This window comes from Turicibacter sp. KK003 (assembly GCF_037014675.1).
Taxonomy (GTDB): Bacteria; Bacillota_I; Bacilli_A; order MOL361; family Turicibacteraceae; genus Turicibacter; species Turicibacter faecis.
Map to the genome: position 1 here is coordinate 1,541,253 of NZ_CP142738.1, position 16,821 is coordinate 1,558,073.

Here is a 16,821-nt window from a genome sequence, read left to right on the forward strand (position 1 = left end):
AATGATAAATATCGATTTACTATTTAAAGCAGGATACGAGGCTGGATTAACAGACATGGAAGTCTATCTTGTAAAAAACGATAATTTTTCTTGCAAAGTATTCGAACAAAATGTTGATGCCTACTCTGTCTCAAAAACTCAAGGGTTATCATTTCGAGGAATTTATCAAGGTCAAATGGGATACACCTATACTGAGAAATGTGATGATTCTTCCATCCCATTCATCATCTCAAGTGTCATTGACAATGCTTCAGTGATGGAAAAGGAAGAAAACGAGCAACTTTATGCGGGGGATAAGGATTATGTAAAGCTAGAACTTTACCATCATTCCTTTAATGAGGTAACCGCATTAGAAAAGATTGAGTTCTTAAAGGCCGTAGAAAAAGCATGTTTTGCTTTGGACCCACGCGTTAAATCGGTTGACTATTGCTCTTTCTCAAATGGTGCAAGTGAAGTGATTCTAAAAAATACAAAAGGGCTTGATGTGAGTGAGCGACAAAATTTTGCTTACGCTTATGTTAGCGTCCTTGTAAGTGAAAATGGCGAAAACAAAAATGATGGTGATTTTATTATTAGTACAGACTTTAGCGATTACGAAGCAGAGTCTTTCGCAAAAAAAATCGTCCATTCTGCCCTTTCGCAGCTGGGTGCTAAAAAGGTCAAATCTGGAACCTATCCGATTGTCTTAAAAAACTTAGTAGCCGGTGATATTTTAGAGGCCATGAGTGGTATCTTCTCAGCGGATGCAGTCATTAAAGACCTCTCACGATTAAAAGGACAGATTGGAAAGCAAATTGCAAGCTCCATCGTTACCCTCATTGACGACCCGCATCTTCCAAATGGTTTAGGAAGTTCTTCCTTTGATGGAGAAGGTGTAGCAACCTATAAAAAGGAAGTCATCACCGATGGTGTCTTAATGACCTATCTCCACTCATTAACAACAGCGAAGATTTTTAAGACGACCTCTACTGCCAACGCTTCACGAGCAAGCTTTAAAAGTTCCGTTAACATTTCACCAACCAATATGTACATCAAGCCTCAGGCCTCTCCATTAGAAGACCTTCTAAAAGCGGCGTTCAATGGAATTTACATCACGGATGTGCAAGGACTTCATTGCGGATTAAATGCCATTTCCGGCGATTTTTCTTTATCAGCAAATGGCTTTTTAATCGAAAATGGACAATTAACGGATCCTGTTCATGAAATGACCATTGCCGGAAATTTCTTTGACTTATTAAAAAACATCAAACAAATTGGAAATGATCTCGAATTTGGACCTTCAACGGTTGGTTCTCCAACCCTGTTTATTCAGTCATTAGCAGTTGCAGGCGAATAAACCAACTTTATAAATGCAGATAACCCCTTTAGTATTGTCGTTTTTTGTTGATAATATTGGAGGGGTTATCGCCTTTTTTCTCCTTTTTTATTAAAAGAGATGGGTTACACTATTTCTATAACCGGTAACACATTTCAAGTAGAGGAGTAGATTCTATGTTAATACCACGTCCAATTTTTGAAAATTATCAGTTTGTACAACAAATTGAGTTTAAACATAAAGATACACATCGCCCAGATTTAGGCTTAGATTATGTTGGCTTTATTCAATCATCTCACGTTGTTGCACGCACAATGATTGAATACGACATTACTTTTGCCCATGGACAAGAATGCAATGTTCTTGAATATACATTACGTCCATTGGCTGAACACGAAATCTTAGCTTGCCTAGAAGTCATGGTACAGTCGGGAACCCAATATGAACAATTTATCCGTGCAATTAATAATGAACCTAAATTGGCCATGTACCACCAAGAATTACCTGAAGAATCTAACGAATCTACGTCAGAGTCTGCGTTACACTTAACCTTTGCATAAAAAAAGTTCACTTCATTTGAAGTGAACTTTTTTTATAGTATTATCCTTTATAAGACATGGAAATATGATCAATTCCAGCATCCTGAAAAACTTCCCCATAAACGTTAAATCCTAATTTTTCATAAAAAGGAACAGCTGTTAATTGAGCATCTAAACAAATCTCCTTTGCCATTGTCTCCTTCTTAATATAGTTCATAACATCTTGCATCAATTTCTTTCCAACACCCCGACTACGGGCTTCCTGTCTAATCGCCACACGACCAATTTTATAAATCCCCTTTTCTTTGGGAATAATTCGCGCTGTGCCTAATGCCCGATTTCCTTCATAAATCACAAATAGAGGAACAAAGCGATCGTAATCATCAATTTCTTCCCAAACTGGAACATCCTGTTCGCCAATAAATACTAGGGTACGGATGGTTAACGCATCAATAAAATGTGCTTGTTTTTCAGCTAAAATAGTTTTCATTCTTCAACGAGCAAAACCAAGGTTTTGTTTTGCTATTCCCTCCATTCTCTTGATAAGCAATCTCTTCTTGCGTGACTCTTTAAATACCTCGCCTTTTTATCCTAATAGGTAGCGCGATGAATGGATTTAAAGTGGAGCACTCATAAAAAGCCGATGTAAAACTTCGACTTTAATGAGTGAGGCAATCTATTTCATTTTACCATATTCTTTATATAGCTGATTGAAATTTTCTAATGCTTCTTGTTCTTTCATCGAATGGGTATTTGCCTCATCAATAGCTAAATTAATAGCTGTTATGCGCTCATCAAGTGTAGCAATGGATACTTGATCATTAATAACCTCATAAAAATTTTGTTGTGCCTCATTTAATGAAATTAATGACTGCGTATATTGCTCCAACTCCTGTTCGTAAATTTGATAGGTTGAAACTAATTGATTTAATGGTTCACTGTCCACTGCTCCTAGTTCCTTTTCATCTAAACTTGCTTCATCAACACATGTTTGATAATCCTGAAGTTGTGATTCAATCTCTTTAACTAATTGACTTCCCTCGTCGACTAAAGGTTTTATCTGCTCAAAGTCTTCAAATCCTTGATCCATCAGTTGATTATAAAGAACCGTTTCCTGACTGAATAACTCAGTTAACGTCTCATACTGCCGATTGCACTCATTTTGCAATTTAATATGCTCATTTAGCACTTGAAAAACTTTAGACTCTGTCTTTCCTTGACACCCCATTAACATCAACGTGATACAAAGACTCACTAATATAAATAACTTTTTCATGAATAACACCGCCACTTCAAGCACCGACAACCCTATACCTAAATTCAAATTTTTTCGTTGAGCTAATCTTATTTATACCGTTGCAACGGTTAGCCCCTGTTTAGCTATACGCTGTCTCGTAGCAGTTCCTCCTCTCTACGGTAAGATTTTAAGGTAAGTATTCGATTAAAACGTCTGATCAACCATTAAACCTTTTAATAAAATATCTTTAATCACCATCAATAACTTCATATTTATTTTATCCAACTTTCCTGCTATATCCTTTTTAACAGACAAGTAAACGGAATAACAATCCTTTCACTTTGAACACGTTAAGTGTCACTATGAGCCCACCCTCTCACCCATAATTACTCACACCACTCTTTTAAACCGTTATAATCGCCCTCCAATCATCGCTATGTTGCGAGGCACTCCTACTAAACATAGTACGTCATTTTAAACGGTAAGAACTTTACCGCAGGTGAGCACCTAGACGTTCCCCATGACAAAAGTTTAACGGCAGTATCATTGTATCTGCACTTATATATACTTTCCCCACTTTTATTCATTTCATACCTAACAAAATGGAATAACTTCAAAACATTTCCTATCGCTCTATCACCCATGATTCTTTCTATTAAATCACTGTGTGGATTCTTTTCAAATGATCTCCCCTAACGATTCAATAATCCCCATTAAACTTGAAATCTACTTAGCCATTTATTTGACCTAAAGGAACAGAATCTAGATTTTAACATAAGTATATATTATGATATCCTTTTAAAGAGGAGGGTCATCATTATGAGACAGGCCTTTTCACCGCCTCCGCCACCACCTCCACCATCCCCTTTTTTCACAAGTGAAAGCATTGATGCAGAACTTGGACAAACCGATGAAGAAACACTTGAGGCAGAGGATAAAGTTCCACCTGAATGTCCCAGATTTCTTCCATTTCTACTTTCACTGGACCCTTACGCATTAGTTACACTCGGATTTATTATTGCCATTTTAATTGCAATGGAAGCAAATAACCCTGAAGAACAAGAGGCAATAGGTAACTTTTTAGAAGTTATTGCGACTAATATCGAGTATATCGCAGAGCAAGGGGCCTATTTACAAGAACTTGAGAATAGACGGCTTGAAAAAATTGAAGCCATTGAAAAAGAAGACTTAAAAAATGAAGTCAAGGAACTTAAGGAGGCATTAGCCAAACTGCAAGATCAAGTTTTATCGTGCTGCCATCCAGCTGATCAAACATAAAAGGGCTCAAAGAATTAATTCTTTAAGCCCTTTTATGTTTGATTTGAATATAATAAGATAGCAAAATCAACCCCATAGCGAGCGTCCCACCTGCAGTATCAATGCAGACATCTTTAAATGAACCTACTCGTCCGGGAACAAACAATTGGTGCCACTCATCAGTACAGGCATATAAAAAAACGCCAAATAATGTATAAAGCAACACTCTCCTTAAAACTGCATAATCTATAAAGACACTAAACATTAAAAGATATAAAATAAAATATTCTGTAAAATGAGCCGCTTTTCGAATTAAAAAGTGCAACTCCACTCCTAAAATTTGATCCGGTAAAAAAGGAAAAATAGAAAATAACTTTTCAACTAGCCCACTACTCTCACTTGATTGCTGCCCCGTCTGATGGGAAAACAAAAAGATAACAATCATCCATGCCAATAATAGACACCACTTTATCTTGCGCTTCATACTGACCCCCAAATATAATCCCCCTAATTAAATTAGGGGGATTTCTTCATCTCATTAACTAGTTATAATTTAAAATTGTTTCGCGAATATCATCCCAACGGAAAGCGTCTCGAATACCGTCTTCAATCGTATACTTAGCTTCCCAATCGATTAATTTTTTCGCACGTTCGCAGCTTGCATAAGCTCCTGCAACATCTCCTGAACGAGGATCTGTCTCCTTCTTATTAACCTCACGTCCTAAAACTGTTTCGAAAATAGAGACAAGTTCTTTTACCGTTACCCCATTACCTGTTCCTAAATTAATCACTAAATAAGAATCATTCGGGTTCTCTGCATGGGCAAACGCTTGATCAAAGTTTTCTAATGCTTTAACGTGTGCCATTGCTAAATCCCAAACGTGGATATAATCGCGAATTCCTGAACCATCACGCGTTGGCCAATTCACACCTGTAATATTAAACACTGTTTCATCGCTTGAAGCAGCCTCTAATAATTTTGCTAGTACGTGCGATGGAAACTGAACATGAGATCCTGAGCGTAATTTTGGATCAGCACCAATTGGATTAAAATAGCGAAGAGCAATTCCATGCATTCCATACGCATGACAGAAATCTTGTAACACCATTTCCATCATATATTTTGTTCGTGCGTATGGACAAGATGGTTTTAACGGAGACTCCTCTGTCACTTTAAACCCTGGAACGACATCATAAACAGAAGCCGAAGAAGAGAAGACAATATTATCGCAACCAAATTCATGTAAATTTTTAAATAATTCTAATGATTTGGCTACATTTTCTTTGTAATATTCATAAGGGTTCGCCACTGAATCGGGAACAACAATTAATGCAGCAAAATGAATGCAATGCTTAATTTCTGGGTGATCAGAAAAGATTTTTTCTAACACTTGACGATCCGCAATATCCCCTTGATAAAAAATTTTCCCTTCCGTAAATTCTTTACGTCCTGTTACGAGTGAATCTAAAATAATTGGGGTATGTCCATGATCTTCAAGAGCAGAAACAACTGTACGTCCAATATATCCCGCTCCTCCAGTTACTAATACTTTCATAAATTTCATCCTTTCTTATCGAAACATTTTAATGAGACCCATCGACCCTGTCATGAAGACATTGAATTTTTTTACTCAAAAATTAATTCATTTAAATGAGCGATTGACCTCTAAATTTTATCATAATTATTGGAATAAAAAAACTCTAATTGATTTTTTTTGACATAATCCTCTAGTTTTTTATACAAAATTCTCAATTTATTTTTAGGATAGACCACGCTATTTTTATTCAACTCTTTCTTTTTAACTCAATCCTATCTTATTTTTCATTCAGTTCCGTGCCAATTGACAAAGGGGTCACAACCAGTAAAAAGCATGCCTCCCTTTCGGTCATAATTTGAATTTTCTCTCCATAAACCTCTAAACCATCATATCTAGACAAACATTCACCATTTATTGTTGAACTTCCCTCTAATTGAACTAAATAGGCTTGCTGATTCTTGGCCACCAAAAACTCCGTTTTTTTATTCCCTTCTTGTTTCAATACCCAAATTTGAACATTTTGTTGAAGTTGAATGGGATTATTTTTAGCATCAGATGCCATGAGGTACCATTGGTTCAAATGACAGTTCTCATTAAAGGTCGCATATTGAACGTGAGGGTGTAAATTTTTGTGTTGAGGTTTCATCCAAACCTGTATCATTCGCATAGGGACATCCCCCCAATTAAACTCGCTATGTTCAATCCCACTTCCCGCGGTTAAATAAGTAAAATCTCCCCGACGCATACATCCCCCACCTTGCCCCTTCACGGTATATGTTAGCTCACCTTCTAAAATAAAAGTTAAAATTTCAACTTCCTTATGAGGATGAAAGTGATAACCATATCCAGGATGCAAACTATCATCATTGATGGTCCGAATCAGATTAAATCGCTTCGCGGACTCCGGATGATTTTTTTTATAAAGATGAAAGAGGCTTTGAAGGGAGGGATGATAGGCAGTTCCTAACGTTTTTTTCTCTACTTTTTTATCATGTCATCAACCTCCTTCTAGTTAAATTTAAACACTTCCCTATCAATTAAACTGATTAGACATTCATTAAATTTAGTATTTCCCTTTTCCTAGCTCATATTCTTCATGGCACAAATAGAAAAATTTTACACTCATTAAAATATAAAAATGATTGAATTCCTATTTGAAAAGAGCTCATGCGAATCGTATAAAGACCCTCCCAATTATAAAAACACCACATCTATATTTTAATAGAAAAGGAACCTTCATCTGTAGTGAACCCCAAAAGTTGAACTTAATATTATGCAGCTAATTGGCTGGTACGAATTCGGTATTTGACTGGACTCATACCAGCCAATTTTCTTTTAATTCGTTTATGATTATAGTAGTAGATATAGTTTTCAATGGCTTCTTTTAACTCCTCATAGGTTTTAAATGTCTTTCCATAGTACATTTCTTGTTTAAGGATTCCAAAGAAGTTTTCCATCGGTGAATTATCTAGACAATTTCCTTTTCGTGACATACTTTGAAAAATTTTATGTGTTTTTAATGCTTTAACCCATTTTTGATGTTGATACTGCCAACCTTGATCGGAATGAAGGGTTATTCTATATTTTGCTTGTTTGAGAATAGGTAGGACCTGATTCAGAGATTCCATGACAAAATTCAAGTCAGGTTTATGGCTCATTGAATAGGACAAAATTTCACCGGTTGCCATGTCCATGATTGGGCTTAAATATAATTTCTTTCCTTCCTGCGTTTTAAACTCAGTCACATCTGTTGTCAATTTCTGATACGGATAAGGGGTATTAAATCGGCGGTTAATTCGATTCTTAGCCACTGTTCCAACAGTTCCTTTATACGAACGATATTTACGTGATTTATGACTAAACTTAACGCAAATAATTCCACGCTTTTTCATCAGACGATAGACTTTCTTATGGTTAACCCGATGACCTCGATGATGAAGCTCATCTGTGATTCGACGATAACCATAATTCTCATCATTTTCTTTAAAAATGCTTAAAATAAGATTTTCAAGTTCTTGATCTGGATTCTCTTGCGCCATCTTTTTAACCCAATAATGATAGGTTGATTTAGGAAATTTTGTGACCTTTAAAATATCACTTAATTTAAAATTAGCCGTTAATTCTTGGATGATTCTTGTCTCGATTTGATTCTTTGGTTCCATGGCGTAATCCCATGGGCGTGACACTTTTTTAAGTATTCATTCTCAATTCTGAGTAATTTAATTTCTTCTTCTAATTGTTGTTCACGTGTTAAAGTTTTCGGTTGTTTAGATGCTTTTAATTTTGGCATAGGGCTTTGAGACCTTCCTTTCGGTTTAAGTAATGCCTCTACACCGCCTTTTAGAAACGTTGCATTCCAATTCGCAATCGTTCCTATATCTGATATTCCAAAATGAATAGCAGTTTGGCTATATGAAGCACCTGTTGTCTTGATATAGTTTAATACATTTAATTTAAATTCTCCAGTATATACTTGTTTTTCTTTTGGTTGTAATCCGTTTTTTCCTTCTTGTTTATACTGTCTAACCCATGTTTCAATTTGTGATTGACTTGGAATCTGATATTTCTTAGCAAGCGATCGATAACCTAAAGTCCCTTGTAAATATTCATTAACAATCCTTAATTTGAATTCTGGACTATATTTAGCCATAGAAAAAACACCCCTAACGTTAGATTTTTTAGTCTAACATTTGGGGTGCACATCAATCCAAGGTTCCTTTTCTATTTATTTAATGAATTAAATACTCTTTATATCGAATGAGAAGTGTTCGTAACTTCCGCATGGCTTTCGCTTCAATTTGTCGGATGCGCTCCCTCGTCACGCCTTCAATCGCACCAATTTCTTCCAACGTCTTTCGTTCGGCTCCATTTAAACCAAAACGATGAGTAATAACAAACTGTTCACGAGGGTTTAAATTTAAAATCATTTTATCCATATAATTCTTTAAATCCTCATCCATTGCTTTTTTTTCTGGATTATCGTACAGGCGTGAGGTTCCTTCTGACACCAACTCGTTGTCGTTTGAGATTAAATCTTGTAATTCGGTGTCCTCATCCTCTTTTGATACAAACCCATTTAAAGAGGTGGGCTTTAACATGTAGGTTTGCACACGCTTTACCGCCTCGTACTTCTCCTTTGGAATATTTAACTCCCCACACAAATCGGTCACATCAATAGGTTCGTCACCTTGATCCGCTTTTTGTTCATAACGCATCACCTGATTAATCGACTCAAACATATGCACAGGAATCCGAATCGTAAATCCCTCATCTGCAATTGCTCGCGTGACTGCTTGCTTAATCCAGTACGTTGCATAGGTTGAAAAATTATTATCGTAATTAAAATCAAATTTTTCAATCGCCTTCATCAATCCTTCGAGTCCAACTGAAAATAAATCATCGTAATCTAACTTATGGTGATAAAATTTAGTATACCGTCCGATAATCTTGTGAACTAAATTAGTATTATTAAAAATTAACCATTCAAGCGCCGACTGATCATGTTCTAAACGATATTTTTTTAAATACTCCAAATTATATTGATAATCATTTGAATGCTTTCTCATTAAAAGATTATGTGCGCTCTCTGGCACGCGGCTCATCGCCTCTTTTTTTTGATTTCGATTCTTCCTCGTCTTTGTATTCAAACTTTCCTTTTGGTCAGTGACCTCCACATAGTTCATTCGATATCCCCTCTTTCATCGAATTTGATCAGTCCTACAACTTTTAAAATGACACGATATGTCAACCTCAGTTTATGAATCAATCCCTCCTTTTTACAGACGGTCAAACAGTGGTATCCATTCTTTTTCTTATAAACGGAGGCACTTCTTTTAGGTAAACAAAAATTAACGGTCGTTTAAAACCATTTCCATTTTGATTATATTAACCAAGTTCTCTAATTATCACCTTTTATCGTTGAAAAAGATAAGAATTCTTTCATGACTTCGGTTCATCCTCCACATCACGAAGCACTTTTGATCACTTTAAACAGTCACTCTTTCACGAAGATGCCACGTCTCTTCCAATCAAATCACAACTAACCATTCGTTTTTATTCGACAACTTTGAGCGTTAACATACATATTTGATCATTGAGTCGTTCATACTATTAATAAAATTCCAACTAAAATCTTGGAATTTTGAAAGGAGTCAAAAACAATGGGTAAAAATGAAATGGGATCTCCAATGAATGCTTCTGTTCAAAGTATTAAAAATAAAAATGATGTTGAATTTGGTACAGGAAACGTCCCTGATACACGTCTAGAGGTAAAAAAATCATTACCTGAAGCTCGACGCTATACGCAATCTTCTAAAGATCGTCGTACGACAGAACAACTTTTAAAACGCTAATTAAAAAGTCCTATCATACCGATAGGACTTTTTCTTCCCCCCTCCACTCGTGGGCTAAAAAACTCAATCAACTTACATTAAATGGTATAATTTTTTCAAATAGTATCCATACTAACAGAAACTTATTTAAGCGGAGGGGTCCTAGGATGTCTACAAACTCACTAAAATCATCGCGTCAACAAATGATGTTTTTCTTTTATTGTTCCTTACTGCTGTCCATCTTTTTTCTCATTCAAATTCGCTATACCTTAAGCCTAGACTTAGCGGAATGGACAGCATCACAGTATACACTACTCTTTTTATTACTTTCATTTGTTGTGATTTGTTTTTTAAAATACCAATGCTATTCTCGAGATTTAAAACGAGATAGCCAATGTATCGATTTAGCAGAAAAAAAATTAACGCAGAAAAAAAATGCGCTTTATCAGCAAGTTTCTTCGATGAATCCTTCTGATTTTGGGGAACTTGTTGCCGATTTATTTCGGATCAAAGGATTCAAACGAATTTTTTTAACGCCACGAATGAATGAACAATTTTATGACATTGAAATGTATTTAGAAGATCAAAAAGTGTTAGTTTCCTGTCTTTTAAATGCAAACACTCATGAAATTCCTCAATCCTATTTAGAACGTCTTCATTTAATGATGAGAAACCAACAAATTGATCAAGGCGTATTTGTAACATTAAGCCCATTCGACGCCGATTGTTATACATTTGCCAAAGATAAACCTATTTTCTTAATTGATGGCGAGCAATTAATTGAGACACTAATCGAAAGCTCAGATTGGTAAATTTTTTATACAAGGAGACCGTTTTTTCACTTACCTTTTATAAAATCCTCCTTTTTGTCTATAGTTAATACTAATTGACTTCAAATTTCTTTTCTGCTATTATTATAAACCCAACTATCTCTCATACCATGAGGAGGGACTTGTATGTTTGATGAATTAATTCGTAAAGCGACGGAAGTTTTAAATCCCCGTCACCTCTCAGCTGCTGCCGAAGCTGGAAGTGTTGCAGCTGCCATTTTAACCGAGAGTGGCCATATTTATACAGGTGTTTGCATTGAAACTAAATGCTCCATGGGGTTTTGCGCAGAGCACGCGGCTGCTGCCGCTATGATTACAGCCGGAGAAAGTCATATCGTAAAAATGGTAGCCATCAATAAACGGGGAAATATATTACCCCCATGTGGTCGATGTCGAGAGTTTATTAGTCAACTTGACGACCAAAATATTCATGCCAAAATTCTTATTAATCGTACAAAGGCCGTTCCACTCAAAGATCTCCTTCCATATGATTGGCGTTTGGCAAAACATGTAGAGTTTGATAAATAACCCTCAATGGATAAAATAATAAAGACCACCTTATTAATGGGTGGTCTTTATTATTTTATCCAGCGCTTCATGTCGTTTGGTATTGGAATATGTAGCATTAACGGTTCACGTGTAATTGGATGAAGCATTTCAATCCGTGCAGAATGCAGCGCCAGACGTTTCATTTTATCTTTTGCTCCTCCGTATAGGACATCCCCAAGAAGTGGGTGCCCAAGATGACTCATATGAACCCTTATTTGATGCGTACGTCCTGTTTTCAACTCTAATTCTACCAAGGCATATCCTTGATACTGTCGTTTTAACTGATAATAAGTAAGCGCACGATCCCCTTTTGAACTGACACGACGTCGAGCACCGTGATGACGATCCCTTCCAATTGGTGCGTCGATTTTCCCCTTTTTCGTCTTCAACGTGCCAGAAACAAGGGCTACATACCAACGTCTGATTTTCTTCTCACTTAACCAATAATCTAACAAACTATGAGCTAAATATGTTTTAGCAAAAATAATTCCACCGCTCGTCTCTGTATCTAATCGGTGAATATAGCGAACACGGTGTTTCATTCCTCGCCTCTCATAGTAATAAGCTACCCCATTAGCAAGTGTCCCCTTCCCATCCTTTTGATCAGGATGAACCATTAATCCAGCTGGTTTATTAATAATTAATAGATGATCATCTTCATAGATAATTTCTAATGGCATCTTTTGAGGTAAAAAATCAATTTCCTCCTCCTCAAAAAGAGCGATAGCCAGTTCATCAGACGCATGAAGGATTGTTTCAAAAGAAACGCTATTCCCGTTTAATCTCACCTTTTTATTCATATACATCTCATGAATTTTTTTACGAGATAGATGGTACCCCTGTAAAAATTCACGAACTGTTTGTCCCGCCTGTTCGTCGTTTATAATAAAAATTAACTGTTCATCTTTACGAATCGTTGTCATTCGATCACTTCCTTACTTTTTTAATTGAACAACAACACCTAGTACATCTTTTTCAATATCAATCACACCTAGGCGTGGACTTCGCGAATCCAGACTATCATTTCGATTATCTCCCATTACAAATAACTTTCCTTTGTCAATCATGAGGTCCACTTTATTATGACCGTTCATCGGTTCATTTAAGTAATCCTCTTCAATCAGATGGCCATTAACAAAAACGCGTCCCGATTCGATCACCAAATGATCTCCTGGAAGCGCAATGACGCGCTTTAAGAAAAACTTCAACTGCTTTTTTTGGTGTGCTCGAAAAGCGATCAAATCCTGTCTTCTTAGCCTTTGCTTACGTGAACGGCGACAATCTAGTAAAATGGGCTGATTGTTCTTAATCGTCGGTCGCATCGATTCCCCTCGTGCAATCGCCACACGAACAAAGCGTGAAATCAAATACCCTATACCTAAACTACATCCAATCTCGACCGCATAGTCTAACCATGTACTTTCTTCCTTCACGTTATCCCCTCTTTCCACTCATTGTCATACCCATTCCTTATTATAACACATTTTCCTTCAATCGAATGATTTCTGCAAAGAATCATAAACTTCTGACAACTTCTCTTATATAATTTTCAAAATTATGGTAGACTATACATAACCTTAACCGGTATGCACATACTAAGCAAAATAATTATTGGAGGAATGCTTGATGAAAACAGTTATGGAACGTTTTTTAAACTATGTCACATACGATACGCAATCAAACCCCACGGCCCAAACAACTCCGTCAACGCCATCGCAATTAGCCTTTGGGGATATCCTTGTTCAGGAGTTAAAAGAAATTGGATTAACTCAAGTTGAAAAAGATGAAAACGGATATGTCTATGCAACATTAGAAAGTAATATCTCTCACGATGTCCCTGTCATCGCCTTTATCTCTCACTTAGATACGAGCCCTGATTTTACGGCTACCCATGTTAATCCCCAAGTTGTTAACTATCAAGGAGGAGATATTTTATTAAATAAAGAAAAAAACATCATCCTTTCGCCCAATGATTTTCCATCTTTAAATCAATATGTGGGACAAACACTTGTTACAACGGATGGGACAACCTTACTTGGTGCCGATGACAAAGCGGGGATTGCTGAAATCATGACAGCAATGGACTACTTAGTGAAGCATCCCGAGATTAAGCACGGATGCATTAAGGTAGCCTTTACTCCAGATGAAGAAATCGGACACGGGGCATCCAAATTCCAAGTCGAAAAGTTTGGAGCAGATTTTGCCTATACCGTCGACGGCGGAGTTCTTGGGGAATTACAGTATGAATCATTCAATGCCGCTGAAGCAAAAATAACGATTCATGGAAAAAGCGTCCACCCTGGAGATGCTAAAAACAAAATGATTAACGCTGGACTTATTGCCACCGAATTCATGAACCACCTTCCTAAACTTGAAACCCCACAATCAACTGAAAAATATGAAGGGTTTTACCACCTAACTTCAATTAGTGGTAACTGTGAAGAAGCCACTTTAAAAATTATCATTCGTGATTTTAATTCAGACAAATTTAATGAACGCAAACAATTTATTCAGCAATTAACTGAGCAGTTTAATCGTCAATATCCAACCAAGCCTATTGAACTGACACTAACGGATCAATATTACAATATGCACCTTCAAATTGAAGATAAAATGTATATTGTTGAATTAGCCAAACAAGCACTTATTGAATCCGATGTCGAACCACTTATTATTCCAATTCGAGGAGGGACAGATGGTTCTGGTTTATCATTCCGCGGATTGCCTACCCCTAACCTCTTTACAGGTGGACATAATTTCCATGGGAAATTTGAATATATCCCTGTTCCGTCAATGGAAAAAGCTGTTGATGTGATTGTTAAAATTGCAGAGCTTGGTGCAACATTCAACTATTCACGTTAAACAACTTCCCCATTAAAACCTAAAAAAGGGAATTGAACCCCCTCGTTTCAATTCCCTTTTTATTTTATTCATAACTGAGGTTAGTAACTTCTAGCCCTTGTTTTCTAGCTTGTTGACGTGCCTCTAATTCCTTAATAATTTCCTCATGATAATCCCCTGTGATTTTGTAATACTTTTTATAAACAATGAAACATAGTGCAATAAAAATTGCTGGTAAGACGAACATTAGTCCTCGCATCCCCATCATTGTTGTCATTGTTTGTTGTGCATTTGCTACATAACCAAAGGCAGCAAGCCCGACTCCAATTAACCATCCGCTTAAAGCACTAGCCGATTTAACAAGTAGCGTCTGACATGAAAAGATAATACTTTCATTTCGCGTTCCAAATTTGTACTCACTATAATCTACAACATCAGCAAGCATAACTGTTGATGAGGCGATAATTAATCCTCCTCCCGCTCGAGCTAAAAATGCACCGATAGCAACCAATAATGTATTTTGAGGAGCAATAAAGCCACAAACAAGTAATACCAATAGCCCAACAATCGGTGAGACACATCCTAATCTAAATACATGCTTACGTCCCATTCTTTTCACTAAAATTGGGAACATTAATAAACCAGCAATTTCTGCGAATCCAGCACATCCATTATAGATTTGGAACATTCCTTCATTTTGAGTCACATATTTAAAGTAATAAAGTGCCATTCCGCCTAAAAATGATAACATTAAGTTCATACATAACACAATAACGATAAACACTTTTAATTGACCATTTTGCCCAATAATTTTAAATGTTTGTTTCAGTGTCACTCGGTCCGTTTCTTAGGCATTAGTCTTAGCAACTTTCGTTGATGGCTCTTTCACCTTTAAGCACATCACAACAGAGGTGATAATAAAAATAATAGAAATTCCTAACGCTAAATATTCAAAACCTTTCGCTTGATTGCCCTTACCTAATTGATGAACCATCGATAATCCAAACGTTGCTACACATAAATTTCCAATCGCTGCAAACACTCGCGGAATAACAGATATTTTTTCTCGTTCCTCTTTGTCTTGCGTTAAAGAAGGAATCATTGACCAATATGGGATATCCATAATGGTATATGTCATTCCCCATAAGATATACATGACTGAAAAATAAGCATATAATGGGGCCCCTGTTAAGTCTGGCTTCTTAAATAAGAAAAATAAAACAACCGCATTTATTAAAGTTCCTATTAAAATCCATGGTCTAAATTTTCCCCACTTTGTTCGCGTATTGTCTACTAACATTCCCATCATCGGATCATTTACTGTATCCCACACCCGCGCAATCAAAAAAAGTGTTCCAACAAATGCCGGGTTTAACCCAATCACATCTGTAAAGTAAAACATAATGTAAACACCAACAACCCCACAAACTAAATCCTTTCCTAATGCACCAAATCCGTATGCGTATTTGGCTGAATTTGTTAATTTCATAATTCCCCTCCTCTTAATGTAACCGTTTACTAAACGACTATGTACATAAAATACCACCCATCCGATTTTGTTGCAAGCGCTTTTATGGAATTGATTTCATTTTTTTTACTAATTTTTATTCCATTTATAAAGACAACTCATTAATGTTTGTTTTAAATGGTTAGATGTCTGTTTCTTATTCCATTCTAGAGTGTGTCTTTATTTTTCTTTTTAAAAAAAGCTTAACTTAAAAGAAGTAATGAAAACAAAGAAGCTTAAACCTTTATGAAAAAAAGCGTAAAAAAAGATGAGTGAATCTCCTTTTGTTTCACTCATCTTTTTTAGTTATTTTTACTTTTAAAGGTTTTTTAATAAAAAGTAAACCTAAACTTAACACTAATATTTTAATATCAAACCATAGACTTTGATGTTTCACATAGTATAAATCTAAGGCTAACTTTTCTTCCCATGTTAAGCTTTTTCCGTGTAATTGACTCCAGCCTGTCATTCCCGGGCAAACGGAATGGCGAGTGAGGTTAACATCTTTACTAGGAATCGAACGAATAAATCCTGGTCGTGGTCCTACTAAACTCATTTCCCCACGTAACACATTATAAAATTCAGGCAAATGGTCCAACTTAAACCTTTTTAAATAATAGCCGATAACACTTAATCGTTGATCGGCGGGCAATAGTTCGCCCTTTTCATTGCATGCCCGATTCATGGTACGAAAACGGGAGATTGTAAACCACTGTTCGTTCATGCCAGGATAGCGTTGTTTCTCAAAAACAGGCCATCCGATATCTAGATATACAAGTATAAAAATAATTAAATACAGTGGCGAGAGGGCGACAAGTAATGTACTTGAAACGACAATATCAAACCAGCGCTTCATTTTCACACCCCCTTATTTTCT

General features: G+C 36.3%; 18 protein-coding genes and 2 pseudogenes. 7 read left to right on the forward strand and 13 right to left on the reverse strand.

What is annotated here, in order from left to right; genetic code table 11:
* The first annotated feature begins 1 nt into the window (after nt 1).
* Together VXM77_RS07580 and VXM77_RS07585 are read left to right on the forward strand one after the other, a co-directional pair.
* On the forward strand, nt 2-1,336 hold the full coding sequence (locus VXM77_RS07580) for a TldD/PmbA family protein (RefSeq protein ID WP_161832846.1): 1,335 nt from the start codon (nt 2-4) through the stop codon (nt 1,334-1,336).
* A gap of 155 nt (nt 1,337-1,491) precedes the next feature.
* Nucleotides 1,492-1,875, forward strand: coding sequence for a hypothetical protein (locus VXM77_RS07585; protein ID WP_161832845.1), 384 nt, complete (start codon nt 1,492-1,494; stop codon nt 1,873-1,875).
* A gap of 40 nt (nt 1,876-1,915) precedes the next feature.
* On the opposite strand, the gene VXM77_RS07590 is transcribed toward VXM77_RS07585, so the two are convergent.
* Complete coding sequence (locus tag VXM77_RS07590; RefSeq protein WP_161832844.1) at nt 1,916-2,344, reverse strand: GNAT family N-acetyltransferase; 429 nt, start codon at nt 2,342-2,344, stop codon at nt 1,916-1,918.
* A gap of 186 nt (nt 2,345-2,530) precedes the next feature.
* Nucleotides 2,531-3,130: a YkyA family protein gene (locus VXM77_RS07595; RefSeq protein WP_161832843.1), complete on the reverse strand. Its 600-nt coding sequence runs from the start codon at nt 3,128-3,130 to the stop codon at nt 2,531-2,533.
* A 780-nt stretch (nt 3,131-3,910) separates the two neighbouring features.
* Here VXM77_RS07595 and VXM77_RS07600 point away from each other — a divergent pair.
* A complete protein-coding gene (locus VXM77_RS07600; RefSeq protein ID WP_338505860.1) occupies nt 3,911-4,369 on the forward strand; it encodes a hypothetical protein in 459 nt (152 codons plus the stop codon).
* Nucleotides 4,370-4,391: 22 nt separating this feature from the next.
* Here the strand turns inward: VXM77_RS07600 and VXM77_RS07605 are convergent, their stop codons facing one another.
* The 7 genes and pseudogenes from VXM77_RS07605 to VXM77_RS07635 form a co-directional block, all read right to left on the reverse strand.
* Nucleotides 4,392-4,832 carry a VanZ family protein gene (locus VXM77_RS07605; protein WP_338505862.1) on the reverse strand — a complete coding sequence of 147 codons (441 nt, stop codon included), beginning with the start codon at nt 4,830-4,832 and terminating at the stop codon, nt 4,392-4,394.
* A 58-nt stretch (nt 4,833-4,890) separates the two neighbouring features.
* Nucleotides 4,891-5,904: a UDP-glucose 4-epimerase GalE gene (gene galE, locus VXM77_RS07610; RefSeq protein WP_161832840.1), complete on the reverse strand. Its 1,014-nt coding sequence runs from the start codon at nt 5,902-5,904 to the stop codon at nt 4,891-4,893.
* Between the two features lie 259 nt (nt 5,905-6,163).
* On the reverse strand, nt 6,164-6,553 hold the full coding sequence (locus VXM77_RS07615) for a hypothetical protein (protein ID WP_317453428.1): 390 nt from the start codon (nt 6,551-6,553) through the stop codon (nt 6,164-6,166).
* Nucleotides 6,542-6,805 (reverse strand): annotated as a pseudogene (locus tag VXM77_RS07620) (pirin family protein); the annotation flags it as partial. The gene VXM77_RS07615 and the pseudogene VXM77_RS07620, both read right to left, overlap by 12 nt.
* Before the next feature lie 352 nt (nt 6,806-7,157).
* Nucleotides 7,158-8,048, reverse strand: coding sequence for an IS3 family transposase (locus tag VXM77_RS07625; protein ID WP_161832944.1), 891 nt, complete (start codon nt 8,046-8,048; stop codon nt 7,158-7,160).
* Entirely contained in the window at nt 8,003-8,536 is a 534-nt protein-coding gene (locus VXM77_RS07630) for a helix-turn-helix domain-containing protein (RefSeq protein ID WP_161832943.1), read from the reverse strand. The genes VXM77_RS07625 and VXM77_RS07630 overlap by 46 nt, the downstream gene beginning before the upstream one ends.
* 79 nt (nt 8,537-8,615) lie before the next feature.
* Entirely contained in the window at nt 8,616-9,569 is a 954-nt protein-coding gene (locus VXM77_RS07635) for an RNA polymerase sigma factor RpoD/SigA (RefSeq protein ID WP_161832013.1), read from the reverse strand.
* 477 nt (nt 9,570-10,046) lie between these two features.
* On the opposite strand from VXM77_RS07635, the gene VXM77_RS07640 reads away from it, so the two are divergent.
* The 3 genes from VXM77_RS07640 to VXM77_RS07650 all read left to right on the forward strand — a co-directional run bounded on the left by VXM77_RS07640 (nt 10,047) and on the right by VXM77_RS07650 (nt 11,575).
* Nucleotides 10,047-10,238 (forward strand): hypothetical protein, encoded by a 192-nt coding sequence (locus VXM77_RS07640; protein WP_161832012.1) that lies wholly within the window; start codon nt 10,047-10,049, stop codon nt 10,236-10,238.
* A gap of 146 nt (nt 10,239-10,384) precedes the next feature.
* Nucleotides 10,385-11,029, forward strand: a complete 645-nt coding sequence (locus VXM77_RS07645; protein ID WP_161832011.1) for a restriction endonuclease — start codon at nt 10,385-10,387, stop codon at nt 11,027-11,029.
* A gap of 144 nt (nt 11,030-11,173) precedes the next feature.
* Nucleotides 11,174-11,575, forward strand: coding sequence for a cytidine deaminase (locus tag VXM77_RS07650; RefSeq protein ID WP_161832010.1), 402 nt, complete (start codon nt 11,174-11,176; stop codon nt 11,573-11,575).
* A gap of 50 nt (nt 11,576-11,625) precedes the next feature.
* Here the strand turns inward: VXM77_RS07650 and VXM77_RS07655 are convergent, their stop codons facing one another.
* Both VXM77_RS07655 and lepB read right to left on the reverse strand, forming a co-directional pair.
* Complete coding sequence (locus VXM77_RS07655) at nt 11,626-12,519, reverse strand: RluA family pseudouridine synthase (RefSeq protein ID WP_161832009.1); 894 nt, start codon at nt 12,517-12,519, stop codon at nt 11,626-11,628.
* Between the two features lie 12 nt (nt 12,520-12,531).
* Nucleotides 12,532-13,029 (reverse strand): signal peptidase I, encoded by a 498-nt coding sequence (gene lepB / locus VXM77_RS07660; protein WP_161832008.1) that lies wholly within the window; start codon nt 13,027-13,029, stop codon nt 12,532-12,534.
* Between the two features lie 193 nt (nt 13,030-13,222).
* Here lepB and pepT point away from each other — a divergent pair, with 193 nt between their 5' ends.
* Complete coding sequence (gene pepT / locus VXM77_RS07665) at nt 13,223-14,458, forward strand: peptidase T (RefSeq protein WP_161832007.1); 1,236 nt, start codon at nt 13,223-13,225, stop codon at nt 14,456-14,458.
* A gap of 64 nt (nt 14,459-14,522) precedes the next feature.
* On the opposite strand, the pseudogene melB reads toward pepT, so the two are convergent.
* Both melB and VXM77_RS07675 read right to left on the reverse strand, forming a co-directional pair.
* Nucleotides 14,523-15,926 (reverse strand): annotated as a pseudogene (melB, locus tag VXM77_RS07670) (melibiose:sodium transporter MelB).
* Nucleotides 15,927-16,233: 307 nt separating this feature from the next.
* Entirely contained in the window at nt 16,234-16,800 is a 567-nt protein-coding gene (locus VXM77_RS07675; protein WP_161832005.1) for a sugar transferase, read from the reverse strand.
* Nucleotides 16,801-16,821: the final 21 nt, after the last annotated feature.

Excerpts from the sequence above, each read along its gene's own strand:
- VXM77_RS07630 (WP_161832943.1), bottom strand. The coding sequence starts at position 8,536 with ATGGCTAAATATAGTCCAGAATTCAAATTAAGGATTGTTAATGAATAT.
- VXM77_RS07585 (WP_161832845.1), top strand. The coding sequence starts at position 1,492 with ATGTTAATACCACGTCCAATTTTTGAAAATTATCAGTTTGTACAACAA.
- VXM77_RS07595 (WP_161832843.1), bottom strand. The coding sequence starts at position 3,130 with ATGAAAAAGTTATTTATATTAGTGAGTCTTTGTATCACGTTGATGTTA.
- VXM77_RS07615 (WP_317453428.1), bottom strand. The coding sequence starts at position 6,553 with ATGCGAATGATACAGGTTTGGATGAAACCTCAACACAAAAATTTACAC.
- VXM77_RS07635 (WP_161832013.1), bottom strand. The coding sequence starts at position 9,569 with ATGAACTATGTGGAGGTCACTGACCAAAAGGAAAGTTTGAATACAAAG.
- VXM77_RS07590 (WP_161832844.1), bottom strand. The coding sequence starts at position 2,344 with ATGAAAACTATTTTAGCTGAAAAACAAGCACATTTTATTGATGCGTTA.
- pepT (WP_161832007.1), top strand. The coding sequence starts at position 13,223 with ATGAAAACAGTTATGGAACGTTTTTTAAACTATGTCACATACGATACG.
- VXM77_RS07655 (WP_161832009.1), bottom strand. The coding sequence starts at position 12,519 with ATGACAACGATTCGTAAAGATGAACAGTTAATTTTTATTATAAACGAC.
- VXM77_RS07600 (WP_338505860.1), top strand. The coding sequence starts at position 3,911 with ATGAGACAGGCCTTTTCACCGCCTCCGCCACCACCTCCACCATCCCCT.
- VXM77_RS07580 (WP_161832846.1), top strand. The coding sequence starts at position 2 with ATGATAAATATCGATTTACTATTTAAAGCAGGATACGAGGCTGGATTA.
- VXM77_RS07645 (WP_161832011.1), top strand. The coding sequence starts at position 10,385 with ATGTCTACAAACTCACTAAAATCATCGCGTCAACAAATGATGTTTTTC.
- VXM77_RS07625 (WP_161832944.1), bottom strand. The coding sequence starts at position 8,048 with ATGGAACCAAAGAATCAAATCGAGACAAGAATCATCCAAGAATTAACG.
- VXM77_RS07650 (WP_161832010.1), top strand. The coding sequence starts at position 11,174 with ATGTTTGATGAATTAATTCGTAAAGCGACGGAAGTTTTAAATCCCCGT.
- VXM77_RS07605 (WP_338505862.1), bottom strand. The coding sequence starts at position 4,832 with ATGAAGCGCAAGATAAAGTGGTGTCTATTATTGGCATGGATGATTGTT.
- galE (WP_161832840.1), bottom strand. The coding sequence starts at position 5,904 with ATGAAAGTATTAGTAACTGGAGGAGCGGGATATATTGGACGTACAGTT.
- VXM77_RS07640 (WP_161832012.1), top strand. The coding sequence starts at position 10,047 with ATGGGTAAAAATGAAATGGGATCTCCAATGAATGCTTCTGTTCAAAGT.
- VXM77_RS07675 (WP_161832005.1), bottom strand. The coding sequence starts at position 16,800 with ATGAAGCGCTGGTTTGATATTGTCGTTTCAAGTACATTACTTGTCGCC.